General features: G+C 60.2%; 11 protein-coding genes and 1 pseudogene. 4 read left to right on the forward strand and 8 right to left on the reverse strand.

Annotated features, from left to right (window positions below):
* Positions 1-2: 2 nt before the first annotated feature.
* From ACP7E4_RS18145 to wecB, 4 genes are read right to left on the reverse strand one after another with little or no spacing between them, the layout of a single operon-like run.
* Complete coding sequence (locus ACP7E4_RS18145; protein ID WP_426116385.1) at positions 3-2579, reverse strand: NfrA family protein; 2577 nt, start codon at positions 2577-2579, stop codon at positions 3-5.
* A complete protein-coding gene (locus ACP7E4_RS18150) occupies positions 2576-4684 on the reverse strand; it encodes a glycosyl transferase family protein (RefSeq protein WP_426116387.1) in 2109 nt (702 codons plus the stop codon). The genes ACP7E4_RS18145 and ACP7E4_RS18150 overlap by 4 nt, the downstream gene beginning before the upstream one ends.
* Before the next feature lie 12 nt (positions 4685-4696).
* Positions 4697-6910, reverse strand: coding sequence for a hypothetical protein (locus tag ACP7E4_RS18155; RefSeq protein ID WP_426116389.1), 2214 nt, complete (start codon positions 6908-6910; stop codon positions 4697-4699).
* A 39-nt stretch (positions 6911-6949) separates the two neighbouring features.
* Positions 6950-8164, reverse strand: coding sequence for a non-hydrolyzing UDP-N-acetylglucosamine 2-epimerase (gene wecB, locus ACP7E4_RS18160; RefSeq protein ID WP_426116499.1), 1215 nt, complete (start codon positions 8162-8164; stop codon positions 6950-6952).
* Between the two features lie 974 nt (positions 8165-9138).
* Between wecB and ACP7E4_RS18165 the strand changes: the two are divergent.
* From ACP7E4_RS18165 to aroA, 4 genes and pseudogenes are all read left to right on the forward strand, one after another.
* Positions 9139-9862, forward strand: a pseudogene (locus ACP7E4_RS18165) (MBL fold metallo-hydrolase).
* A 1083-nt stretch (positions 9863-10945) separates the two neighbouring features.
* Positions 10946-11941, forward strand: a complete 996-nt coding sequence (locus ACP7E4_RS18170; RefSeq protein ID WP_426116391.1) for a response regulator — start codon at positions 10946-10948, stop codon at positions 11939-11941.
* Positions 11942-11944: 3 nt separating this feature from the next.
* Positions 11945-12898, forward strand: a complete 954-nt coding sequence (locus ACP7E4_RS18175) for a diguanylate cyclase (RefSeq protein ID WP_426116393.1) — start codon at positions 11945-11947, stop codon at positions 12896-12898.
* Positions 12899-13081: 183 nt separating this feature from the next.
* Positions 13082-14344, forward strand: a complete 1263-nt coding sequence (gene aroA, locus ACP7E4_RS18180) for a 3-phosphoshikimate 1-carboxyvinyltransferase (protein ID WP_426116395.1) — start codon at positions 13082-13084, stop codon at positions 14342-14344.
* A gap of 134 nt (positions 14345-14478) precedes the next feature.
* Here aroA and ACP7E4_RS18185 read toward each other — a convergent pair whose 3' ends face one another.
* From ACP7E4_RS18185 to ACP7E4_RS18200, 4 genes are all read right to left on the reverse strand, one after another.
* Entirely contained in the window at positions 14479-15348 is an 870-nt protein-coding gene (locus tag ACP7E4_RS18185) for an aldose 1-epimerase (protein WP_426116397.1), read from the reverse strand.
* 51 nt (positions 15349-15399) lie between these two features.
* The gene (locus ACP7E4_RS18190; protein WP_426116399.1) at positions 15400-16314 is read right to left on the reverse strand and encodes an EamA family transporter; all 915 of its coding nucleotides are present in this window, start codon (positions 16312-16314) and stop codon (positions 15400-15402) included.
* Between the two features lie 164 nt (positions 16315-16478).
* On the reverse strand, positions 16479-17759 hold the full coding sequence (locus ACP7E4_RS18195) for a TRAP transporter large permease (RefSeq protein WP_426116401.1): 1281 nt from the start codon (positions 17757-17759) through the stop codon (positions 16479-16481).
* Entirely contained in the window at positions 17760-18287 is a 528-nt protein-coding gene (locus ACP7E4_RS18200; RefSeq protein ID WP_426116403.1) for a TRAP transporter small permease, read from the reverse strand.
* Positions 18288-18328 lie beyond the last annotated feature (41 nt).

Genomic DNA, 18328 nt, shown 5'->3' on the forward strand with positions numbered 1-18328 from the left:
CCTCAATAGGAGTAAGTCAGGCGAGCGAACACGCCTTTGGCGCGGTCATCGCCAAACACCTTCACTCGGTATTGCAGCGAGAAATCCACATAGGAGCGCGGCGCGTTGTAGGTGTCTTCGCGGAACCAGTAGCGCACGTTGTTGCCCACGCCAACACCGCCGGCTCGCCCGGATGAATAGTCGGTGCTGCCGTCGGACCTGGTTTCGCTGTCCATTTTGGAGTCGTAATCAAAGGCTGCGACCACATGCGGGAAAGTCACCCAGCGCGAGCCGGTGCCGCCGATGGCATAGCTGCGGCCGCCTTGCCATTCGCTGTTGATGTAGTTGCGCGAATCGTTGACGTAATGCCCGGCTTCGGCGAACAACTGCGACGTCCACCAACTGGGGGTATCGACGCGCAAATCAGTGCCGATGCTGGAACCGTAGCCCAGACGCAGCAGCCAGTCGCCGTCGACATCCGACGAGCCGAGCGGGAAGGTGCGTTCAACGGCGGCCATGACGTTCAGCGAAGTGAACGGCTTGACCCGCACGCCGAGCGCGCCTTGCAGGGCATCCAGACCGGTGTCCGAATCGCTGTTCTTACTCCACAGCGTGTCGGTGACCCGGCCGTAAAGCTCGACGAAACGCGCGTTGCGGTAACCCAGCGGACGCCACGAAAGCTCGGTGCTGTTTTGCAGGCTGTCGTTGCTGCTACTGCCGCTGCCGCCATTACCGTTGTTGGTGCCAGTGCTAGGTGCGGAGCTCAGACCGCTGCTGGAACTGTTGCCGCGATAGCTGGTGGTGCTGGTCAAACCCCAGGTGCGCGAGACATCCGCCACGGCGCGTCGGGTGTCGAACAACTGTTGTTCAGGCATATCCAGTGCGCCGGAATTCTTCGCGTCGATCACCCGCTTGAAGTAAGCCACCGCGTGCTCGTCGTCATTGACGCGCATCGCGGTGTAGGCCGCATCCTGAGTGGCGGTCGGCGGCAGCGGTTTGGCGGCATCGGCCTTGCGGAATGACTGGTGAGCGGCGTCATCGTCACCGGCCTGAACCGACAGATAAGCGACCTGCAGATCAGTCATGCCATCCAGTTCGCCGGCATTGCGCGCCTGCTGCAAGCGTTCGCGTGCGGTGCGGCGTTGACCGAGTGCGGCGTAGAGGCTGGCTTCTTCATAAGTCGGCAGGCTGCCCAGCGCGAGGGCTTGAGTGAAGTCCCGGCGGGCACCGGCGTCATCTCCGGTTTGCTGACGCAGGCGACCGCGCTGGGCCAGCAAGCGCGCATCGTCGCCATTGGCTTGCAGGCCGTCGCTGGCTGCGGCGACTGCTTCGGGCAGGCGTTTCTGCTCGGTCAGCGCGCTAACCAACAGGCTGCGATACGCCGGGTTTTGCGGCGCACGGCTGATGGCCTGGCTAGCCAGAGCAGCCGCTGAAGCGGAGTCCTTGCGGGCCAGTGCAGCGTAAGCCTGCACGGCCATGTCGGTACCGCCGTCGCGCTGGTTGCCGGGCCAGATATCGCAGATCAGACCGAACGCGCTTTCCTGGCAATTCAGCGCAGGCGCGGGGAAGTGGATTGCGGTTTTCAGGCCGTTGTTCTTCTGGCGCAAGGCGACCTGCGCAGCGGCACGGCGACGGGCGACTTCACCGCCCGTGTCGGCGGGCAGCTTTTGCAGCTGGTCCAGTGCCTGTTGCGGCTCGTTGTTGGCCAGCGCCAGGTCGGCGGCGAAAAAACGAATCTCGCGCACTTCCGAATCCAGCAAACCGTCGATGGCCAGCGCCCGATTCAGATCGGCTTGCGCGGCCTGGGTCTTGCCCTGCCGATCCAGGGCGTAGCTGCGCAGAATCCACGGCGCGGTTTCGCCATCATCCTGAGCCAGCGCGCCAGTGGCGGCCAGTTCGGCGCCGCGATAATCCTTGGCGGCGATCAGCGTGCTGATCAGCAGTTGCTGATGAGCGCCGATTTCCGGTGCCCAGGCCACGGCCTTGCGCGCTTGATCCACGGCCAGCGGCAAGTTTCCGCCTTCCAGGGCGCGATAACCGGCAATCGCCAGCGGCGCAGCCAACTGGCGGCGAATGGCTTCGCGGCGCATCAGCAAGGTGTCGTCATCCGGGAACACCCGAAGGGCTTCCGTGGTGGCCTGATCGGCTTCTTGCAGATGCTGTTGGCGCTGCAGGGATTCAATCAGCAGCAGCCGATAATCCATGCGTTTGGGCGCCTGGGCGATGGCTTTGCGTGCTGATTGCGCAGCGACACCGAAGTCATCGCGGTCGTAAGCCTTGAACGCCTGGGCCGCTGCGCTGAACCCGGGGGCCTGGCGCGACTGCGATTGCGGATAGCGTTTGGGGTTATCGCGCATTTCCTTGTCGCGTTGCGCCTGCACGATCAGCCGGTTCAAACGGGTGACATCGGCGCGTTGGCGCAAGGCTTCGCGGGCCTTGGCGATGGCCAGGTCGTAGTCCTTGCGGTCGTAGGCGCTGTAGGCTTCGTTGGCAGTCTGGTACGCCGGACCGCTCAACGGCAGCGGCAGGATTTCGGCATGGGCCAGCGCCGGCAACAGGCTCAGCCCCGTGGCCATGAGCGTCAGGAAGGGGCGATTCATGCCGGAAGCTCCGTTGGGTAGTGACTGTGCTGACGGGCCACGGCCTGTTCGATGGTGGCGCGGGGCAGCACGCCGATATCGACCAGATAGTCGCCAATGCGGCCGTGGTGCTGCGGGCGATAACTGAGCATGGCGCGGCTGAACACGTCGCGGTCCAGCAGGCCCATTTCGATCAGCAAATCACCCAGCAACGGCGCACGGGCATTGGGTACGGACTGGCCGTCAATAGCGTTCACGTTGCGCAATTGCGCGACGATTTCGCTTTCCCGGGCAATCAGCTGCACCGGCTCGCTGCCCAGTTCATCGCTGATCTGTTGCAGGCCTTCGGCGGTCAACGGGCTGGCCACGGCGATTTGCGCCCGGCCTTCCTCGTTCAGCCCCAACGGCACAACGCGCCAGCGCAGGGCGAATTCATCGGTCAGCAGCGATGCATCGGCCTTGTGGGCCACATCGAAGACTCGCGGCAGATCGTTCTGAAAGGCGATGGCTTCGGCCAGTGTTTCGTCATCCAGCCAGCCGTGGCTGAGCAGAATCCGACCCAGCGGCATGTGCCGGGTCCGTTGTTCGTCCAGCGCCGTTTGCAGATTGGTGTCGTTGATCGCCTGCCAGGACAGCAATACGCTGCCCAGCTTGCGCGGCGCGGCGGCGACCAGATCGGTAGACGGGAAATCGTGCATGGTCTTGTCCCAGACCAGCTTGCGATTGAGCGCCTTGCCGACCAGGAACATACGCCACGCCCGTGACGCGGCCATGAAGTTGACGAAGTTGCCCACCACCATGCGCGGGATCGACAGCAAACCGTGCTGCCAGCCGTACAACACGGTGGTGAAGTAGCAGCGATGCAGGATGCGCCAGCCCAGAGCCAGACCATTGGCAATCAGCAGATACTTGATCCAGCCATTGGATTCAAACGGCGTCGGGAAGCTCACGTCCCACAACCCGCTTTGACGCAGGATGATCAGCGCCACCAGCTGCACGAGAATCACGTAGGCGAGGATGCTGACGAACGCCGTCACCACGCCTTTGCGATCCCGAAACAGCAGATAACGGTTGGCCAGCGAGCCGTTCCAGCCCATCTGTTCCCAGCCTTGCAGGCCGATGCCCAGGGTCCAGCGCGCTTTCTGGCGGAACGCGGTGCGGAAGGTGTCCGGGAAGAATTCGCGCACACACAGCGGCATCTTCAGGGTCGATTCGTAGGGTTTACGGAACCACGATTTACGCAACACCCGGAACTCCACCGGGAAGCGCACGAAGATCGCGTTCATGCCGACTTTGGCCAGGCGCGCGCCAACGTCGTAGTCCTCGGTGAGGCTGTCAGTGTTGAACGGCTGGTTCTGGGTTTCCCCGGCCAGCACTTGCAGGGCGCGGTGCGAGAAGCAGGTGCCGACGCCGGCCGAGGGCACGGTGTCGGTCATGCTTTCGCGGACAACCAGATCCTTGCCATGCCATTCGGCGAACTCGTCCATGTAGGTGCCCGCAACCCATTCGTACCAGTTACGCTCCAGGGACACGACCGGCAACTGGATCATGTCTTTACGTGGCAACAGGTAGTTGAACAGGCGCAGTTCCAGTGGATGCAGCACGTCTTCGCTGTCATGCAGCACGACCCCGGCGAAGGTTACCCCGTGGGTTTCCTCATGCAGGAAAATCGCCTGGATCACCCAGTTCAGACAGTCGGCCTTGCAGGTCGGCCCGGCATGCGGGACTTCCACGCGGTGCAATTGTTTGTAGCGCCGACGCATGCGCTCCACCTCATCGATGGTGCGCTGGTCGTTGATGTAAGTGCCGACGAAGACCACATAGTTCTGGTAATCCAGAGTCGACACCATGTTCTCGATCATCGGCGCGATGACGTCGTATTCCAGCCAGGCCGGGACCATGATCGCCAACGGCTGTTCATCCCGGTCCAGCAGTTGCTGGGCCGTCAGTGGCCGGTATTTGCGATCCACGGTGAACTTGCGGAACAGGCGGCGAGACCAGTACCACAGGTCGATGAACAGATCGTCCAGGCTGGAGATCAGGATCAGCACCGCGACCACAATGGTCGCGACTTCCAGGAAGCTGTAGTAGTGGGCCAGCCAGTAAGGCCAATAAAGCGACGTCATCGAAGGTTTCCGTTACTGGCGATTGCGACGGGCGCTACGGCCAGCCAGCATCAGGATGAGCACCAACAGGATGCCGCCGGGAATCAACCACAACAGCGAAGGGGTGCGCCAGGCGTCGAGGCCTTTTGGTTCTTCCTTGTCGATGAACTGGCTGCCGCTCGGGTCCTTGGTGTCGAAAGTCGTCACCACGCCGTTGTCGCCCAGAATCGTCACGTCGCCACGGGTCAACAGCACCGGTTTGGTGAAGGTTGGCGCGTCGCTGCCCAGGGCGCGGTAGATCAGACCGTGCTGCCCACCGGCGTCCACAGCCTGCAACGAAGCCAGGTGATTGAGCGGGTGCAGGTCCAGCAGCGGCTGGTCCTTGTGATTGATGCGCAGGCGACCCTGATCATCGACCTGGACCGATTCCTTGCTGTCCTTGAGTGGCAACTCGAAGGCCAGGAAGTCTTTGTCCGGCGTGACCGTGGCTTTTGGATCGGCGCTGACTTTCAGTTCGGCGCGCAGTGGCGAAACACCGGCGCCATCGGCCACCGAAATCACTTGCGGCAAGCTGCTCGCCGGATGATCCAGATACGCCTGAGGCACGAGGATTTGCGTGTTCACGGCGTACCGCGCGGCCATGCCGGAGAAGCCGTCATTCAGGCTGATTTTGTCCAGCACGATGTGGCTGGTCGGCAGCACCGAAACCGGGAACGCTTGTGGCGTTTCCAGGCAGCGATCACTGACCGGCTGACGCTGGAATGACACACGCAGCACGTTTTTCGAACCCAATGCATAGCTCGGGATCCGACCTTCGATGCGTTGCTTCTCGCCGTTGGCAACCAGTTGTTGCGCGCCAATCAGGTAATCGTTGAGAAACAGCGACGCCACTGGCGCCGTGTCCGAAGCTCCCGGTGCGGCGGAGACATCCACCACGGCCTTGACCGGCAGACGACCGTCGTAGGCGACGCTGCCCAACGGGAACGAAGCGCTCCAGTCGGACTTGGCGAGCACGTCGATGGTGCCGGGGTTGCCGCCCAGATTAGCCAAGGCCACACGGCCATCGGCGCTCAACGGCATTTGTGCTTCGCTGACCGTCAAGGTGCGGCTGCGCGCCAGTTTGTTCCAGGCGCTGCTGAACAGGGCCATGGCTTTGCCGGTGGCTTCAGGCGCGATCATCAATACCGGACGCGTGCCGAGCAAGGCCAGGCGTACGTTGTCGGTACCTTTGGCGGCCAGACCGGCATTCACATGACGCTCGCGCCATTGAGTGAACGCGCTGCCTGCGCTGGCGTCGGCGCCTTGGAACTGGCTCTGCAAGGCGTCCAGGGATTCATTGATCGCCTTGAGCAATTGCGGGTCGTTAATCGCCAGGTCAGCCTGCACGTTCGGGGTCTGACCGAGCATCAGCAATGCGCCGATTTCCGCCGGGTTGGCCAGGGTATGCGCGCCCTTGCCATTGAGAGCGGCGAAGGCCGGAATGTTCTGCAATTCGGCCGGAATACGCAGAGCGCTCAGGTCGACGCTGTCCTGGACGGCAGGGAAGGGCAGGATACGCGCGTGTTTGCCGATCCGCTCCAATGCCACGCCCAAACGCCAGGCGGCATCGTAACTGCCGGCCGTCAGGCTGCCTGGCGCGACCATGATCCCGGGTTTGCCCGGCAATGCGGTCCAGGCGGCGCCCACGTCCTGCAACAGGTTGGCGTCGTAGCTGTAATTGAGGCGGGTGTCGGGCTCGATGCGCAACACGTTGCCGATGGCGCGTTCGTCTTCACATAGCACGCGGGAAACCACCGACGACCAGGCCACGCCCAGGCGGACCGAGCCGCTGTCGCGAGCGGCCTTGTCCACGCCCAACGTCGAGCTGGCGTTGCCCTGGGCTTCGCTCAAGCCTTCGGCACGAACCGGATAACCATCCAGCGACAGCAGCAAGGTGTTGCGACCGCCTTCGCCATTGAGATAACTGGCATCGAAGGTCAGCGACGCATCGGTCAGCGGCACGCCGGCCGGAACCGGCAGGTACAACTCGCGACGCGAATCGGTGGAGCCGAGGATGATCGGTGCGTCGATCCCCAGATCTCGCAAGCGGATCTCGCGCTGTTGCTGCGTATCGGCATTGAGGCGATTGATCGCCTGGGTGAGCGGACTGTCCGCCGCCAGGGCAAAGTTCGGCATGAGCGCGAGCAGGCTCACGCCACAGGCAAGGGCGCTGAGCGCGCCCGTATGGGTGGCAACGGAAGACTTCATTCAGGCAGATCTCAAGCTGATAGAGGGGACGAGCGTTTGTTACTGATAGGTGAAAGCCGGGCGGGTGTTGTCCGCTGCCGCATGCTCAAGGTTCAGCTGGCCAACGACGAAGTCGTCCACCGGACGGCCCATCAAGGCATCGACAATGCGCGAACTGGCCTTGCCATCGCCGTACGGGTTGGCCGCCTGGGAGGCACGACGCCACAGCAGGTCATCGTCGAACAGCGCATTGACGCCGCTGATGATCGAGTCCGGCTGGGTGCCAACCAGACGCACGGTGCCCGCCGCCACGGCTTCAGGCCGTTCGGTGACGTCACGCATGACCAGAACCGGTTTGCCCAGCGACGGTGCTTCTTCCTGCACACCACCGGAATCGGTAAGGATCACGTGGGAAAGCTGCATCAAGCGCACGAACGCCAGGTAATCCAGGGGCTGGATCAGGTGCACATTGGGCAGGTCGCCCAAGTGTTCCGTCACAGGGCCCAGGACGTTGGGGTTCAAATGCACCGGGTAGACAATCTGGATATCGCTGCGCTGCGCCAGCTGACGCAGGGCTTTGCAGATATCGAGGAAGCCGTCGCCGAAGTTTTCCCGACGATGCCCGGTGACCAGCAAGACCTTGCGGCCGGCCTGCAGGAAGGAAAACTGTTGATCCAGGCTGGCACGCAGCTCGGCATCCTGCTCGATGCGTTGCGCGGTCAATTGCAGGGCATCGATCACCGTGTTGCCGGTGACAAAAGTGCGCCCTTGCAAGCGTTCGCCCAGCAGGTTGCGACGCGACTCATCGGTCGGGGCAAACAGCATGTCGGCACCCAGGTCGATGCAGCGACGGTTCATTTCTTCCGGCCACGGGCTGTAGATATCACCGGTACGCAACCCGGCTTCCACGTGGCCGACGGGGATGCGGCGATGGAAGGCACACATCGACGCGACCATCGCGGAGGTGGTGTCGCCATGCACCAGCACACGATCCGGCTGGGTCATTTCCAGAACCGGATCAATCGCCCCGTACAGCGCAGCGGTCAGCGAGTTGAGGGTCTGGTGCGGCGTCATCACATCCAGAGTGAAATCAGCTTTCAGATCGAACAGCTCCAGCACCTGTTTAAGCATGCTCTGGTGCTGGCCGGTGATGCAGATCTGCGAGTGGATACCCGGTTCTGCAGCCAAAGCTTTAACCAAAGGAGCCATCTTGATGGCTTCTGGACGTGTGCCGAAAATCGACAGGATTTTAATCCTTGAATGACTACGAGCGATGATGCCCTCCTCGCGCAGCTTTTGCGCCGCACAACAGTTGCTCAAGGTGTGATGGCATCTTGAGCAAACTAACGTAATGAGTTTTATCGGGCCGGGGATTTAATCGGAATGAAAGCTTGATATTCACTTCGTGTGAGATGGCGCATTGCCTTGCTTCCCGGAACAGGCCGGATTATTAACACTAACCGCGAGGACTGCAAAGGGTTAAATGCAAAAATAATGTTTAATTCTTAAGTGTGAAACTTTTATTTTTCTTATGGGTCTTTAAGAGGTTTTGTGTTTTTAAAAGAGGATACCTTGCGGGCTTCTGGTTTAGCGTTTCGCCCTTTGTTTACAGGGGTTTGGTGTTTATCCAATACCACTCGTCTGTAAGCACGAACCTTTTCTTATATACCGATGTCGCGAAAAGCAGCATATAGAAACGTTACGGGATGAACCTGAGCGTGATAGTCACGCGAATGACGCCTGTATATTGTCGGACTCGATGCAGCGAGTGTCGGACAATAAAAGTTCAGTTGCAAGAATATTAATTAAAAAAAGATCGAATGATTCACATTTCATTCGATGGTGGCACATTGATGCTAGCCATATCGGGTATGTGTCGGAATATCAAAGGCATTGCCCTAGATGCCGTGCAAGTGAACGCATGTCTGTAAGAGCGAACTTGTTCACGAGGCGGTATTCCCGATCACACATGCGCTGAAGCGCCGCCTGCGGCGGCCAGACATACATAGGTATGAAGCAGGGAAGCTGTGTCGCTGCCTGCTGTCCGATCCGTTCTTGCGCTGTTCGCGCTCGCCTTCAACAGAGGCATTCGGCATGCAGCGCCCGGTCGGCGGTCGCGGGCTATACCCGAGTATGGTTTCGGGGCCGCTGCTCGCGACGCAGACTCATTCTCCTGGTTATCCGCTGCTCTCACCTCCGAGAGAGCGGCTACCGCCCGAGTTCTTGACCCAAGCAACAGGAGAGCGACCATGACAACGTATCTGAACCACGTCACCCAGAATCAGGCAGTGAGCGATCAGCAGGCAGCAACCGTCAGCGAGCCCACCGCTTCGCACGCCGGATTGGGGTTCGAGGAGCTGGTTCCGTCGCGCTATGCGCTGCGGGTCGGCGCGATTGATGTGCTGGTGGTCAGCGATGGGGTGCTGCCGCTGCCGACCTCGACAATGTCTACCAACGCCAGTCCAGCTGATCGTGCCGCCTGGTTCAAAGACATGTACCTGGGGCCGGACGCGTTCGATTGGGCGCTGAACGTCCTGGTGGTGCGCAGCGGCGAGCAGCTCATTCTCGTCGACGCAGGGCTGGGAGGGCAGTTCCCCGGCTTTCCGCGGGCCGGGCAGCTCCCCAAACGACTGGAAGCCGCCGGTATCAATCTTGCGGCCGTGACCGACGTGGTGATTACGCACATGCACATGGACCATATCGGCGGGCTGCTGGTCGACAATGTGAAAAGCCGCCTGCGCCCGGACGTGCGCATCCACGTTGCGGCGACCGAGGTCGCGTTCTGGGAGTCGCCCGATTTCACCTACACCGAAAATGCCGGCGCTGTTCCCGGTCGCCTTCGAACACCCCGATTGGCACAACGGTTTTGAACATGACCCCGAGGAGTCGGTTCGTGTTCGGGTCCGCCTGATGCAAGAAGCGGCAGCGAGTGGTGACGCCTTTCGCTGGATCGCGGCTTTCTGGGATTACTGATCGCTGTCGCAGGGACAAATCTGTCAGGCGCTGGAAATGCAGCGCCTGAACCGACGCCTTCCCGGACAAGTCCGGTCCTACAGGTGCGGTGGTGACCTGCCAACCTGGCGATGTCACTTACAGTCGCTATCAGCTTCTTTAAGCAACTTGAGCCCGCCGACTTCCTTACTGGTGAGCGTTCGTTGTTGTGCCAGTGTTGCCATATCGCTGACGCTCGATTCAGCAAAGGTTGTTGTGACCAGGCACAGCTGCAAAACGTTTGCACTCATACTCCGTGAGTCATTCATATGTCGCAAAGTCGCTGACGGGTTGGAAGGCGATTTATATAAGGGCTGGCACAAAGTGCCATTACTATTTTTGTTAAATATAAAATATTTTTTCTGACGCCAATTTAAGTAATACCAACAGATTACAAAATGCTGTTTTGCGGCTGTTGCTGACGCCAATATTCTGTTTGATTGCTGGGATAGCGGGAAGAAACGACTTTATGGTGTCGAGGTATTCACGCTTTTCAGGGGGAGAGGCGGGCTCGCGAAGGCCTCGGTTCAGGCCGGGAAAAGGTCGACTGCAGTTTGCGAGCAGGATTTTTGTAATCCGTCATTGAAGTGCTCAGGAATATGGCGAATTTGCCGTGCTTGGCCGTAGGAAATAAATAACCGGTCCATCCATGGCTCACGAATATTCAACGCGGCAGCGATGGTGCATTTATTTTTGCGGCATTCCGGGCGGTCATTCCGCAGTCAGATTTATTCGCCATCCATCGCAGGAATTAGCCGATCAGCAGGGTCTGCCTGTATACAGGTGGATAGGCCAAGGTATTGACGGTGGATGAGTGAGTATAAAAAAAACAGATGCTTAGGCGCGTGCGTTGATCCAGACCTTTAAATATTTGTTGAGCACAAATATTGCATCGAGCGCAGCGGTAAACGGAATCGGTGAATATTTCACTCAATCGAAGCGTTATGAAGGCATGGGTCAAGCTGCTTGTGCATGGATGTGTTTCATTTACCCGTTGTTGAAATAAACGCACCAATCCTCTCGAGCGTATGCGCCCGAAACTCTTTTGCAGTGAGAAAGAAAGCAATGCCCATGATTCCCCTGCTGATTTGCGACGATTCAAACATGGCGCGCAAGCAGCTGTTAAGGGCTTTACCCGCCGATTGGGGCGTGTCGGTCACTATGGCCACCAACGGCCAGGAAGGTCTTGACGCGGTTCGCAATGGTCTGGGTCAGGTTGTACTGCTGGATTTGACCATGCCGGTCATGGACGGCTACCAGGCGTTGGCCGCCATTCGTGCGGAAAACCTTGAAGCCAAAATCATCGTGGTTTCCGGCGACGTCCAGGAAGAAGCGGTACGCCGGGTCATGGAGCTGGGCGCGCTGGCATTTCTGAAAAAGCCGGCTGATCCCGAAGAACTCAAGCAGACTCTAAATCGCCTTGGCTTGTTGGGCGAACCAGCGGTGCAGGCCGTGATTCCGGCCGGCAACACCGGTTTGATCAGCTTCCAGGATACGTTTCGCGAAACCATCAACGTAGCGATGGGCCGTGCGGCGGCGCTGCTGGCGCGGGTCCTTGGGGTTTTTGTGCAATTGCCGGTGCCCAACGTCAACATGCTTGAGGTGGGCGAGTTGCACATGGCGCTGGCCGATGCCCAGAGCAGTGATCGCCTGACCGCCGTCTGCCAGGGCTATATCGGCGGTGGCATCGCCGGAGAAGCGCTGCTGATTTTCCATGATTCGGAAGTCGCCGACATGGCCCAGTTGATGAACCGCGACTCGGCCGAATACTCGGACATGGAAATGCTTCTGGATCTGTCCACGATCCTGATTGGTGCCTGTTTGAGTGGCATCGCCGAGCAGATCGACGTGGAGTTTTCCCAAGGCCATCCGCAAGTGCTGGGCACGCATGGCGGCATCGACGAGTTGATTCGCATCAACCAGCAACGCTGGAAGAAAACCCTGGCGGTGGAAATCAGCTACAGCCTTGAAGGCCACAATATCCATTTCGATCTGCTGATGTTGTTCACCGAAGACTCGGTGGAACTGCTGACTCGCAAACTCGCTTACCTGATGGGCTGACCCATGAACGACAGTATCGATCTCAAAGAACTTCATTGGTTGCTGACGATCACCCAGAGTATTGACGTGGGGGTTGTGGTGCTGGATCGGGATTACCGGGTGCAGGTCTGGAACACTTTTATGGAAAACCGCTCGGGTGTGGTGCCGTCTGAAGCGGCTGGCCAGTCATTTTTCAAGATGTTCCCGGAAGTCAACGAACAGTGGTTCAGCAGGAAAATCGACAGCGTGGTGACGCTGGGTACGCCGGCGTTCACCATCTGGGAACAGCGGCCCTATCTGGTGCGGTTCAAGAACTACCAGCCGATTACCGGGCAGGAAGACTTCATGTACCAGAACACCACCCTGTTTCCGCTGCGCTCGACCAACAGCGAAATCAGCCATATCTGCCTGGTGATCTACGACGTCACCGACGTTGCCACCAACCGTCATCAGCTACAGGCGGCCAACGCCGAGCTGCAAAAGCTCTCCAGCACCGATCGCCTGACTGGCTTGTACAACCGTGGTCACTGGGAAGAAGCGCTCAAGCTCGAATACGCGCGGCACAGTCGCTATGCCTCCAACTCCTCGCTGGTGATGTTCGACATCGACCACTTCAAACGGGTCAACGACACCTATGGTCACCAGGCCGGTGACGCAGTTATCCAGCGGGTCGCCGAGGTGATCCGTCATCATGCCCGTGATGCCGATATTGCCGGGCGTTATGGCGGCGAAGAGTTCGCGGTGCTGCTGCCCGGTACTGATAAAGAGGGCGCGCGTATCTTCAGTGAACGTGTGCGCCAGGCCATCGAAGCCGAAGTGGTCGAGTACGACGGGCACGCGATCCGCTGCACCGTCAGCCTTGGGGTAGCGGACCTCGCCACGCCGACGGCCAGTTACAAGAGCCTGATCGAGCGGGCTGATCAGGCACTTTATATCTCGAAGAAAAACGGCCGCAATCAAGTCTCCGTACACGATTAAACCCCGGCCGGACAACGGCTGGAGCAGGGCGCTTCGATATAGATAGCTAGATATCTAGCTATCTATATGCTGCCGCAAGCCAAGGTCTGTGTAGAAAAAACCCGGCTTTATGCCCGCCTGCATTCTGGAGCAGAGCCGATTGCTGGTAGGATCGCGATTTTTCCGGCGACGATCAGGGGCATCATGCGACCTTCATCCACTCTCACTGTATTGCCGGTGGACCGGCCATTGATTGGCCGTGTCAGCCCGCCTGGCTCGAAATCGATTACCAACCGCGCGCTGTTGCTGGCCGGTCTGGCAAAAGGCACCAGTCGCCTGAGCGGGGCGCTCAAGAGCGACGACACGCGAGTGATGTCCGAAGCCTTGCGCCTGATGGGCGTGCAGATCGATGAGCCGGACGACAGCACCTTCGTGGTCACCAGTACCGGCCAATGGCACGCGCCACAGCAAGCGCTGTTTCTGGGTAACGCGGGCACGGCCACGCGCTTCCTGACTGCCGCGCTGGCCAACTTTCAGGGCGAGTTCGTGGTCGACGGCGACGAGTACATGCGCAAGCGTCCGATTGGGCCGCTGGTGGATGCGTTGCAGCGCATGGGCGTGGACATCAGCGCGCCCAGCGGTTGCCCTCCGGTCGCCATCAAAGGCCAGGGCGGACTCGCGGCGGGACGTATCGAAATTGATGGCAACCTGTCCAGCCAATACGTGTCGGCCTTGCTGATGGCCGGCGCTTGCGGCAAAGGTCCTGTGGAAGTGGCCCTGACCGGCAGCGACATCGGCGCGCGCGGTTATGTGGACCTGACGCTGGCGGCGATGAAAGCCTTCGGTGCCCAGGTTGAAGCCGTGGGTGACACCGCATGGAAAGTCGCCGCCACCGGTTATCAGGCCACCGATTTTCACATTGAGCCTGATGCCTCGGCGGCCACTTACCTGTGGGCCGCCCAGGCGCTGACCGATGGCGCGATTGATCTGGGCGTCGCGGCTGAGGATTTCACCCAGCCGGATGCCTTGGCCAGCCAGCTCATCAGCAGCTTCCCGAACATGCCGGCGGTGATCGACGGTTCGCAAATGCAGGACGCGATCCCGACTCTGGCGGTACTGGCGGCATTCAATAATCAGCCGGTGCGTTTCGTTGGCCTGGCGAACCTGCGGGTCAAGGAATGCGATCGCATTTCCGCGCTGTCCCACGGCTTGTGCGCCATCGCGCCGGGTCTGGCAGTGGAAGAGGGCGACGACCTGATCGTCCACGCCAATCCGCAACTGGCCGGGCAAACCGTGGACGCGCTGATCGACACCCACTCCGACCACCGCATCGCCATGTGCTTCGCCCTGGCCGGCTTGAAAATCGCCGGTATCAACATCCTCGACCCCGATTGCGTGGGCAAGACCTATCCCGGTTATTGGGATGCGTTGCAGTCGTTGGGGGTGAAGGTGCAGCGTACTGATTGATAGATGAATCACTGTGGGAGCGAGCTTGCTCGCGAATCGGAATTCCAGTCGGCAGATTCGTCGCCTGCGATAACGTCTTCGCGAGCAAGCTCGCTCCCACACAGTCTGCACAGCTCATCATCAGTTCATATTCGTCACACCCCCCGATACCGCAACCTGAAACTCAACTCCGCTGTTTGCCCCTGCTGCAACAGCTGCAACCCCGGATGCCCCGGCAGGTGGTGGGCGTTGACGGGGTGGCTGACCGGTTCGAAGCAGAAGAAATCCAGCCCCGGCGGGCAAAAGACCAGGAAGAAGCGGCTGCCGCTGGCCTGGCATTCCAGCTCATAGCCCAGATCCGGCTGGCTGATCAGGCCATTGCCGTCCCATTGCGTGAAGCCGTTGTCCAGACGCGTCTCGGGCAGGGCGTTCGACGTATTGAAGTCCCATTCGGCAGGTAGATTCTCGAGCTGCGTAGGCAAGCCAGCGTCATCGCAGAGCCAGACTTGCGCAGCTTTGGCGCGCAAACGCGTGTTGGCGGTACGCGGGAAGTACGGGTGCAAACCCAGGCCATGCCAGGCGGCGCGCGGATCAAGGTGAGTGACGCTCAGGACGATGCTCAGCTCGCCTTCGTCCAGGCTGTAACGCAGCTGCGCGCGGTAGGCGAAGGGGATGGTGCTGTCGAGTTGCAGGCAGGCGTGCCGCTCGCTCTGTTCGATCACTTGCCAGGGTTGCTGCCAGGCGCTGCCATGAATCGGCAAGGCGTCGTTGGCGCTGTTGGGCTCCAGCGCCAGCCAGCCTTGCGGGATCTCGAAACCCCCGTTACCGATGCGGTTCGACCAGGGCGCCAGCGGATAACACCCCAGCTTGCGCGGCGTTCCCGCGCTCAAGTCCTGCTCATCGTTGGGCCGCAACAAGGGTTGGCCGCTGGCAATGACGCTCCAGTTCGCGATACTGCCGCCGGTTTGCGGGGCCAGGGTCAGGCGCGTCACGCCATCTTCAAGGGTCAGGATGTGCGGCTGCATGGCGATCCACCGTGTTGGGCGCAGCAATGCGCGATTAAATGGAATGACGACTCAAGGTGTGGCGCGGCGCCAGGTCAGCAGCACAATACCGGTCACCACGATCAGGCCCCCGACGACCTGACCGCTGCTGAGCAATTGATCCAGGATCAGCCAGCCAAACAGCAGACTCGCCACCGGCTCGATGTTCATGACCGGCGCGTTGCGGGCCATGTCCAGGCGCGTCATGCAGATGAACAGCAGAGAAAAGCCAATCCCGTACAACGCCACCAGGCACACTAGAGCGGTCCAGCCCGTGGACGTGCCGGGCAACGAAATGCCGCCCGGCAACAGGCCGCTGAAACCCGCCAGGGCAGCGGCGCTGAACACGATCAGCATGGTCAACATGCTACGCACCGTGCCGCGCATGCTTGACAGTTTGTGGTCGGTGATCCACAGCGCACAGGCGAACACACCCGCTGCCGCAAAGCCGAAGGCGATGCCTTCCAGCCATTGCGCCTCGGTGCTGGCCTGACTGGATAACCGCTCGGGAACGTCCAGCGCGAACACCAGGCCGATCAGGATCAGCCCCATCAGCAACGCCGCGCGGCGGGTCGGTGCCGGACCGCCCAGCGCCCAGGTCAGCAGCGCCAGCAGAATCGGTGCGATGTTGGTTATCAGCAACGCCAACGCCACCGGAATCCGCGCCACGGCGGAATAAATGCAAAAGCTTTGCGCTGCGATCAACAAGCCGAGCAGCAATTGCCAGCGCCAGGTACGCGCCGTCAGACGCGGACGTTCCCGTTGCCATAGCACCAGGCCGGTGAGCACCAGCAGCGTCACGCCCGAGCGGCAAAGGATGGCCAGCAGCAGACCGGTGTCATGGTCGAAAGCGATACGTGCCGCGATATGGTTGCCCGCGAACGCGCAGGCCAGAAGAGCGAGGATCAGTACGGCGATATGGCGGGGGAACAGCGCAGGAACGGACATGAGCAACCAGCCTCCTTGGCTGGAAAACAGAGGATGGTGAATAACCTCGTGGGACCGGCTTTAGCCGGGAAGTGGGGACTGCCGACGCATATGTATCGTCAGCAGTGCTGCCTTCCCGGCTAAAGCCGGTCCCACATGTGTCGCTATGAACCTCGATTGGACTGTTACAACACCACGCTCGGCAGCCACAGCGAGATTGCAGGGATGTAAGTCACCAGCATCAACACCAGGAACAGCGCCAGATAGAACGGCAGCAGCGCTTTTACGGTTGCTTCGATGGTCACTTTACCCACCGCAGCACCGACAAACAGCACCGCACCCACCGGCGGTGTAATCAGTCCGATCCCCAGGTTGACCAGCATGATCATGCCGAAGTGCACCGGGTCGACGCCGACGCCGACGATTACCGGCAACAGGATAGGCGTCAGAATCAGAATCAGCGGCGCCATGTCCATCACGGTACCCAGCAGCAGCAACATGACGTTGATGCACATGAGGATCACGTAACGGTTATCCGACAGCGTCAGGAACGCCGTGGTGATCTTCATCGGGATTTCCATCAGCGTCAGGATGTAACCGAAGCTGGCGGCGAAACCGATCAGGATCATCACGATGGAAATGGTACGTGCCGCCCGGTGCATCAGCTTGGGCAGGTCGCGCCATTTATAGTCGCGGTAGATGAACATGGTGACGAAGAACGACCAGAGCACGGCAATGGCCGCCGATTCGGTCGCGGTGAAAATACCCGACAGGATGCCGCCGAGAATGATGACCATGGCCATCATGCCCCAGAGCGCTTCACCGGCGATTTTCAACGCCTGGCGCATCGGGATGACTTCACCTTTGGGGTAATTGCGCTTGCGGGCGAAGATCATGCACAGGCCCATCATCACTGCGCTGAGCAGCAGGCCCGGGAGAATACCGGCCATGAACAGCGACGCGATGGACACCGTGCCGCCAGCGGCCAGCGAGTAGAGCACCGAGTTGTGGCTCGGCGGAGTCAGCAAGGCTTGTACCGAACCGCTGACCGTCACCGCCGTGGAGAAATCACGGGGATAACCGGCGCGCTCCATTTCCGGAATCAGCACCGAGCCCACCGAGGCGGTATCGGCCACGGAAGAACCGGAGATCGCGCCGAAGAAGGTCGACGCCACGATGTTCACCAGCGACAGACCGCCGCGCACAAAACCCACCAGTACCGCAGCGAACGCCACCAGCCGTCGTGACATGCCACCTTCGGCCATGATCGCGCCCGCCAGGACGAAGAACGGAATCGCCAGCAGGGAGAATTTGTTCACGCCGCCAGCAATCTGAATCATCAGGGCGTCGGCGGGAATATCGATCCACCAGGCACCGACCAGTGCCGACAGGCCCAGCGCATAGGCGACCGGCATGCCAACCAGAATCAGCGCGATGAAGCTGCCCAACAGTATAAAAGCATCCATTTATGCGGCACCTTCACTTGCTTCTACAACGTCGAACCGCATGACCGCGCGGTGGCTTTGGTCACCCAGGAAGAATTTTTCCAGGATGAAAATCAACGTCATGATGCCGCCGATGGGAATCGGCAGATAAGAAATGCCGACCCGCAGGAATGGCAGTTCGCCGACGAACTGATTCCAGGTGGTGGCGCAGAGTTTGAAGCCCTTGAAGATCATGAACAGGGCAACCACAGCCATCAGGATTTGCACTGCCAAGGCGGCAAATCTGCGCACCTGAGCTGGCATGCGGTCGACGGCCATGGCCACAGCCATGTGCGCGCCCGCGCGGTAGCTGGCGGCGGCACCGAAAAAGGTGAACACCACCATCAGCAGAATGGCCGTCGGTTCCGGCCAGCTGGAACCGCTGCCCAGTACATAACGGGCGAAAATGCCCCAGGGAATGATCAGAGTCATGATCAGGATCGACATACCGGCGATCCCGACGCAGACCCGATACAGAATGTCGTTAATGCTTAGTAGCGTGTTTTTCATGGGGGCTCACCACAGCGGCGGCGAACGAGCTTGCGCTCGCC

Origin of the sequence: Pseudomonas sp. DSP3-2-3 (assembly GCF_049898225.1) — a bacterium.
In the GTDB taxonomy this organism is placed as follows: Bacteria; Pseudomonadota; Gammaproteobacteria; order Pseudomonadales; family Pseudomonadaceae; genus Aquipseudomonas.

Coding starts and splice junctions, on each gene's coding strand:
- ACP7E4_RS18145 (WP_426116385.1), bottom strand. CDS start 2,579: ATGAATCGCCCCTTCCTGACGCTCATGGCCACGGGGCTGAGCCTGTTG.
- ACP7E4_RS18150 (WP_426116387.1), bottom strand. CDS start 4,684: ATGACGTCGCTTTATTGGCCTTACTGGCTGGCCCACTACTACAGCTTC.
- ACP7E4_RS18155 (WP_426116389.1), bottom strand. CDS start 6,910: ATGAAGTCTTCCGTTGCCACCCATACGGGCGCGCTCAGCGCCCTTGCC.
- ACP7E4_RS18170 (WP_426116391.1), top strand. CDS start 10,946: ATGCCCATGATTCCCCTGCTGATTTGCGACGATTCAAACATGGCGCGC.
- ACP7E4_RS18175 (WP_426116393.1), top strand. CDS start 11,945: ATGAACGACAGTATCGATCTCAAAGAACTTCATTGGTTGCTGACGATC.
- aroA (WP_426116395.1), top strand. CDS start 13,082: ATGCGACCTTCATCCACTCTCACTGTATTGCCGGTGGACCGGCCATTG.
- ACP7E4_RS18185 (WP_426116397.1), bottom strand. CDS start 15,348: ATGCAGCCGCACATCCTGACCCTTGAAGATGGCGTGACGCGCCTGACC.
- ACP7E4_RS18190 (WP_426116399.1), bottom strand. CDS start 16,314: ATGTCCGTTCCTGCGCTGTTCCCCCGCCATATCGCCGTACTGATCCTC.
- ACP7E4_RS18195 (WP_426116401.1), bottom strand. CDS start 17,759: ATGGATGCTTTTATACTGTTGGGCAGCTTCATCGCGCTGATTCTGGTT.
- ACP7E4_RS18200 (WP_426116403.1), bottom strand. CDS start 18,287: ATGAAAAACACGCTACTAAGCATTAACGACATTCTGTATCGGGTCTGC.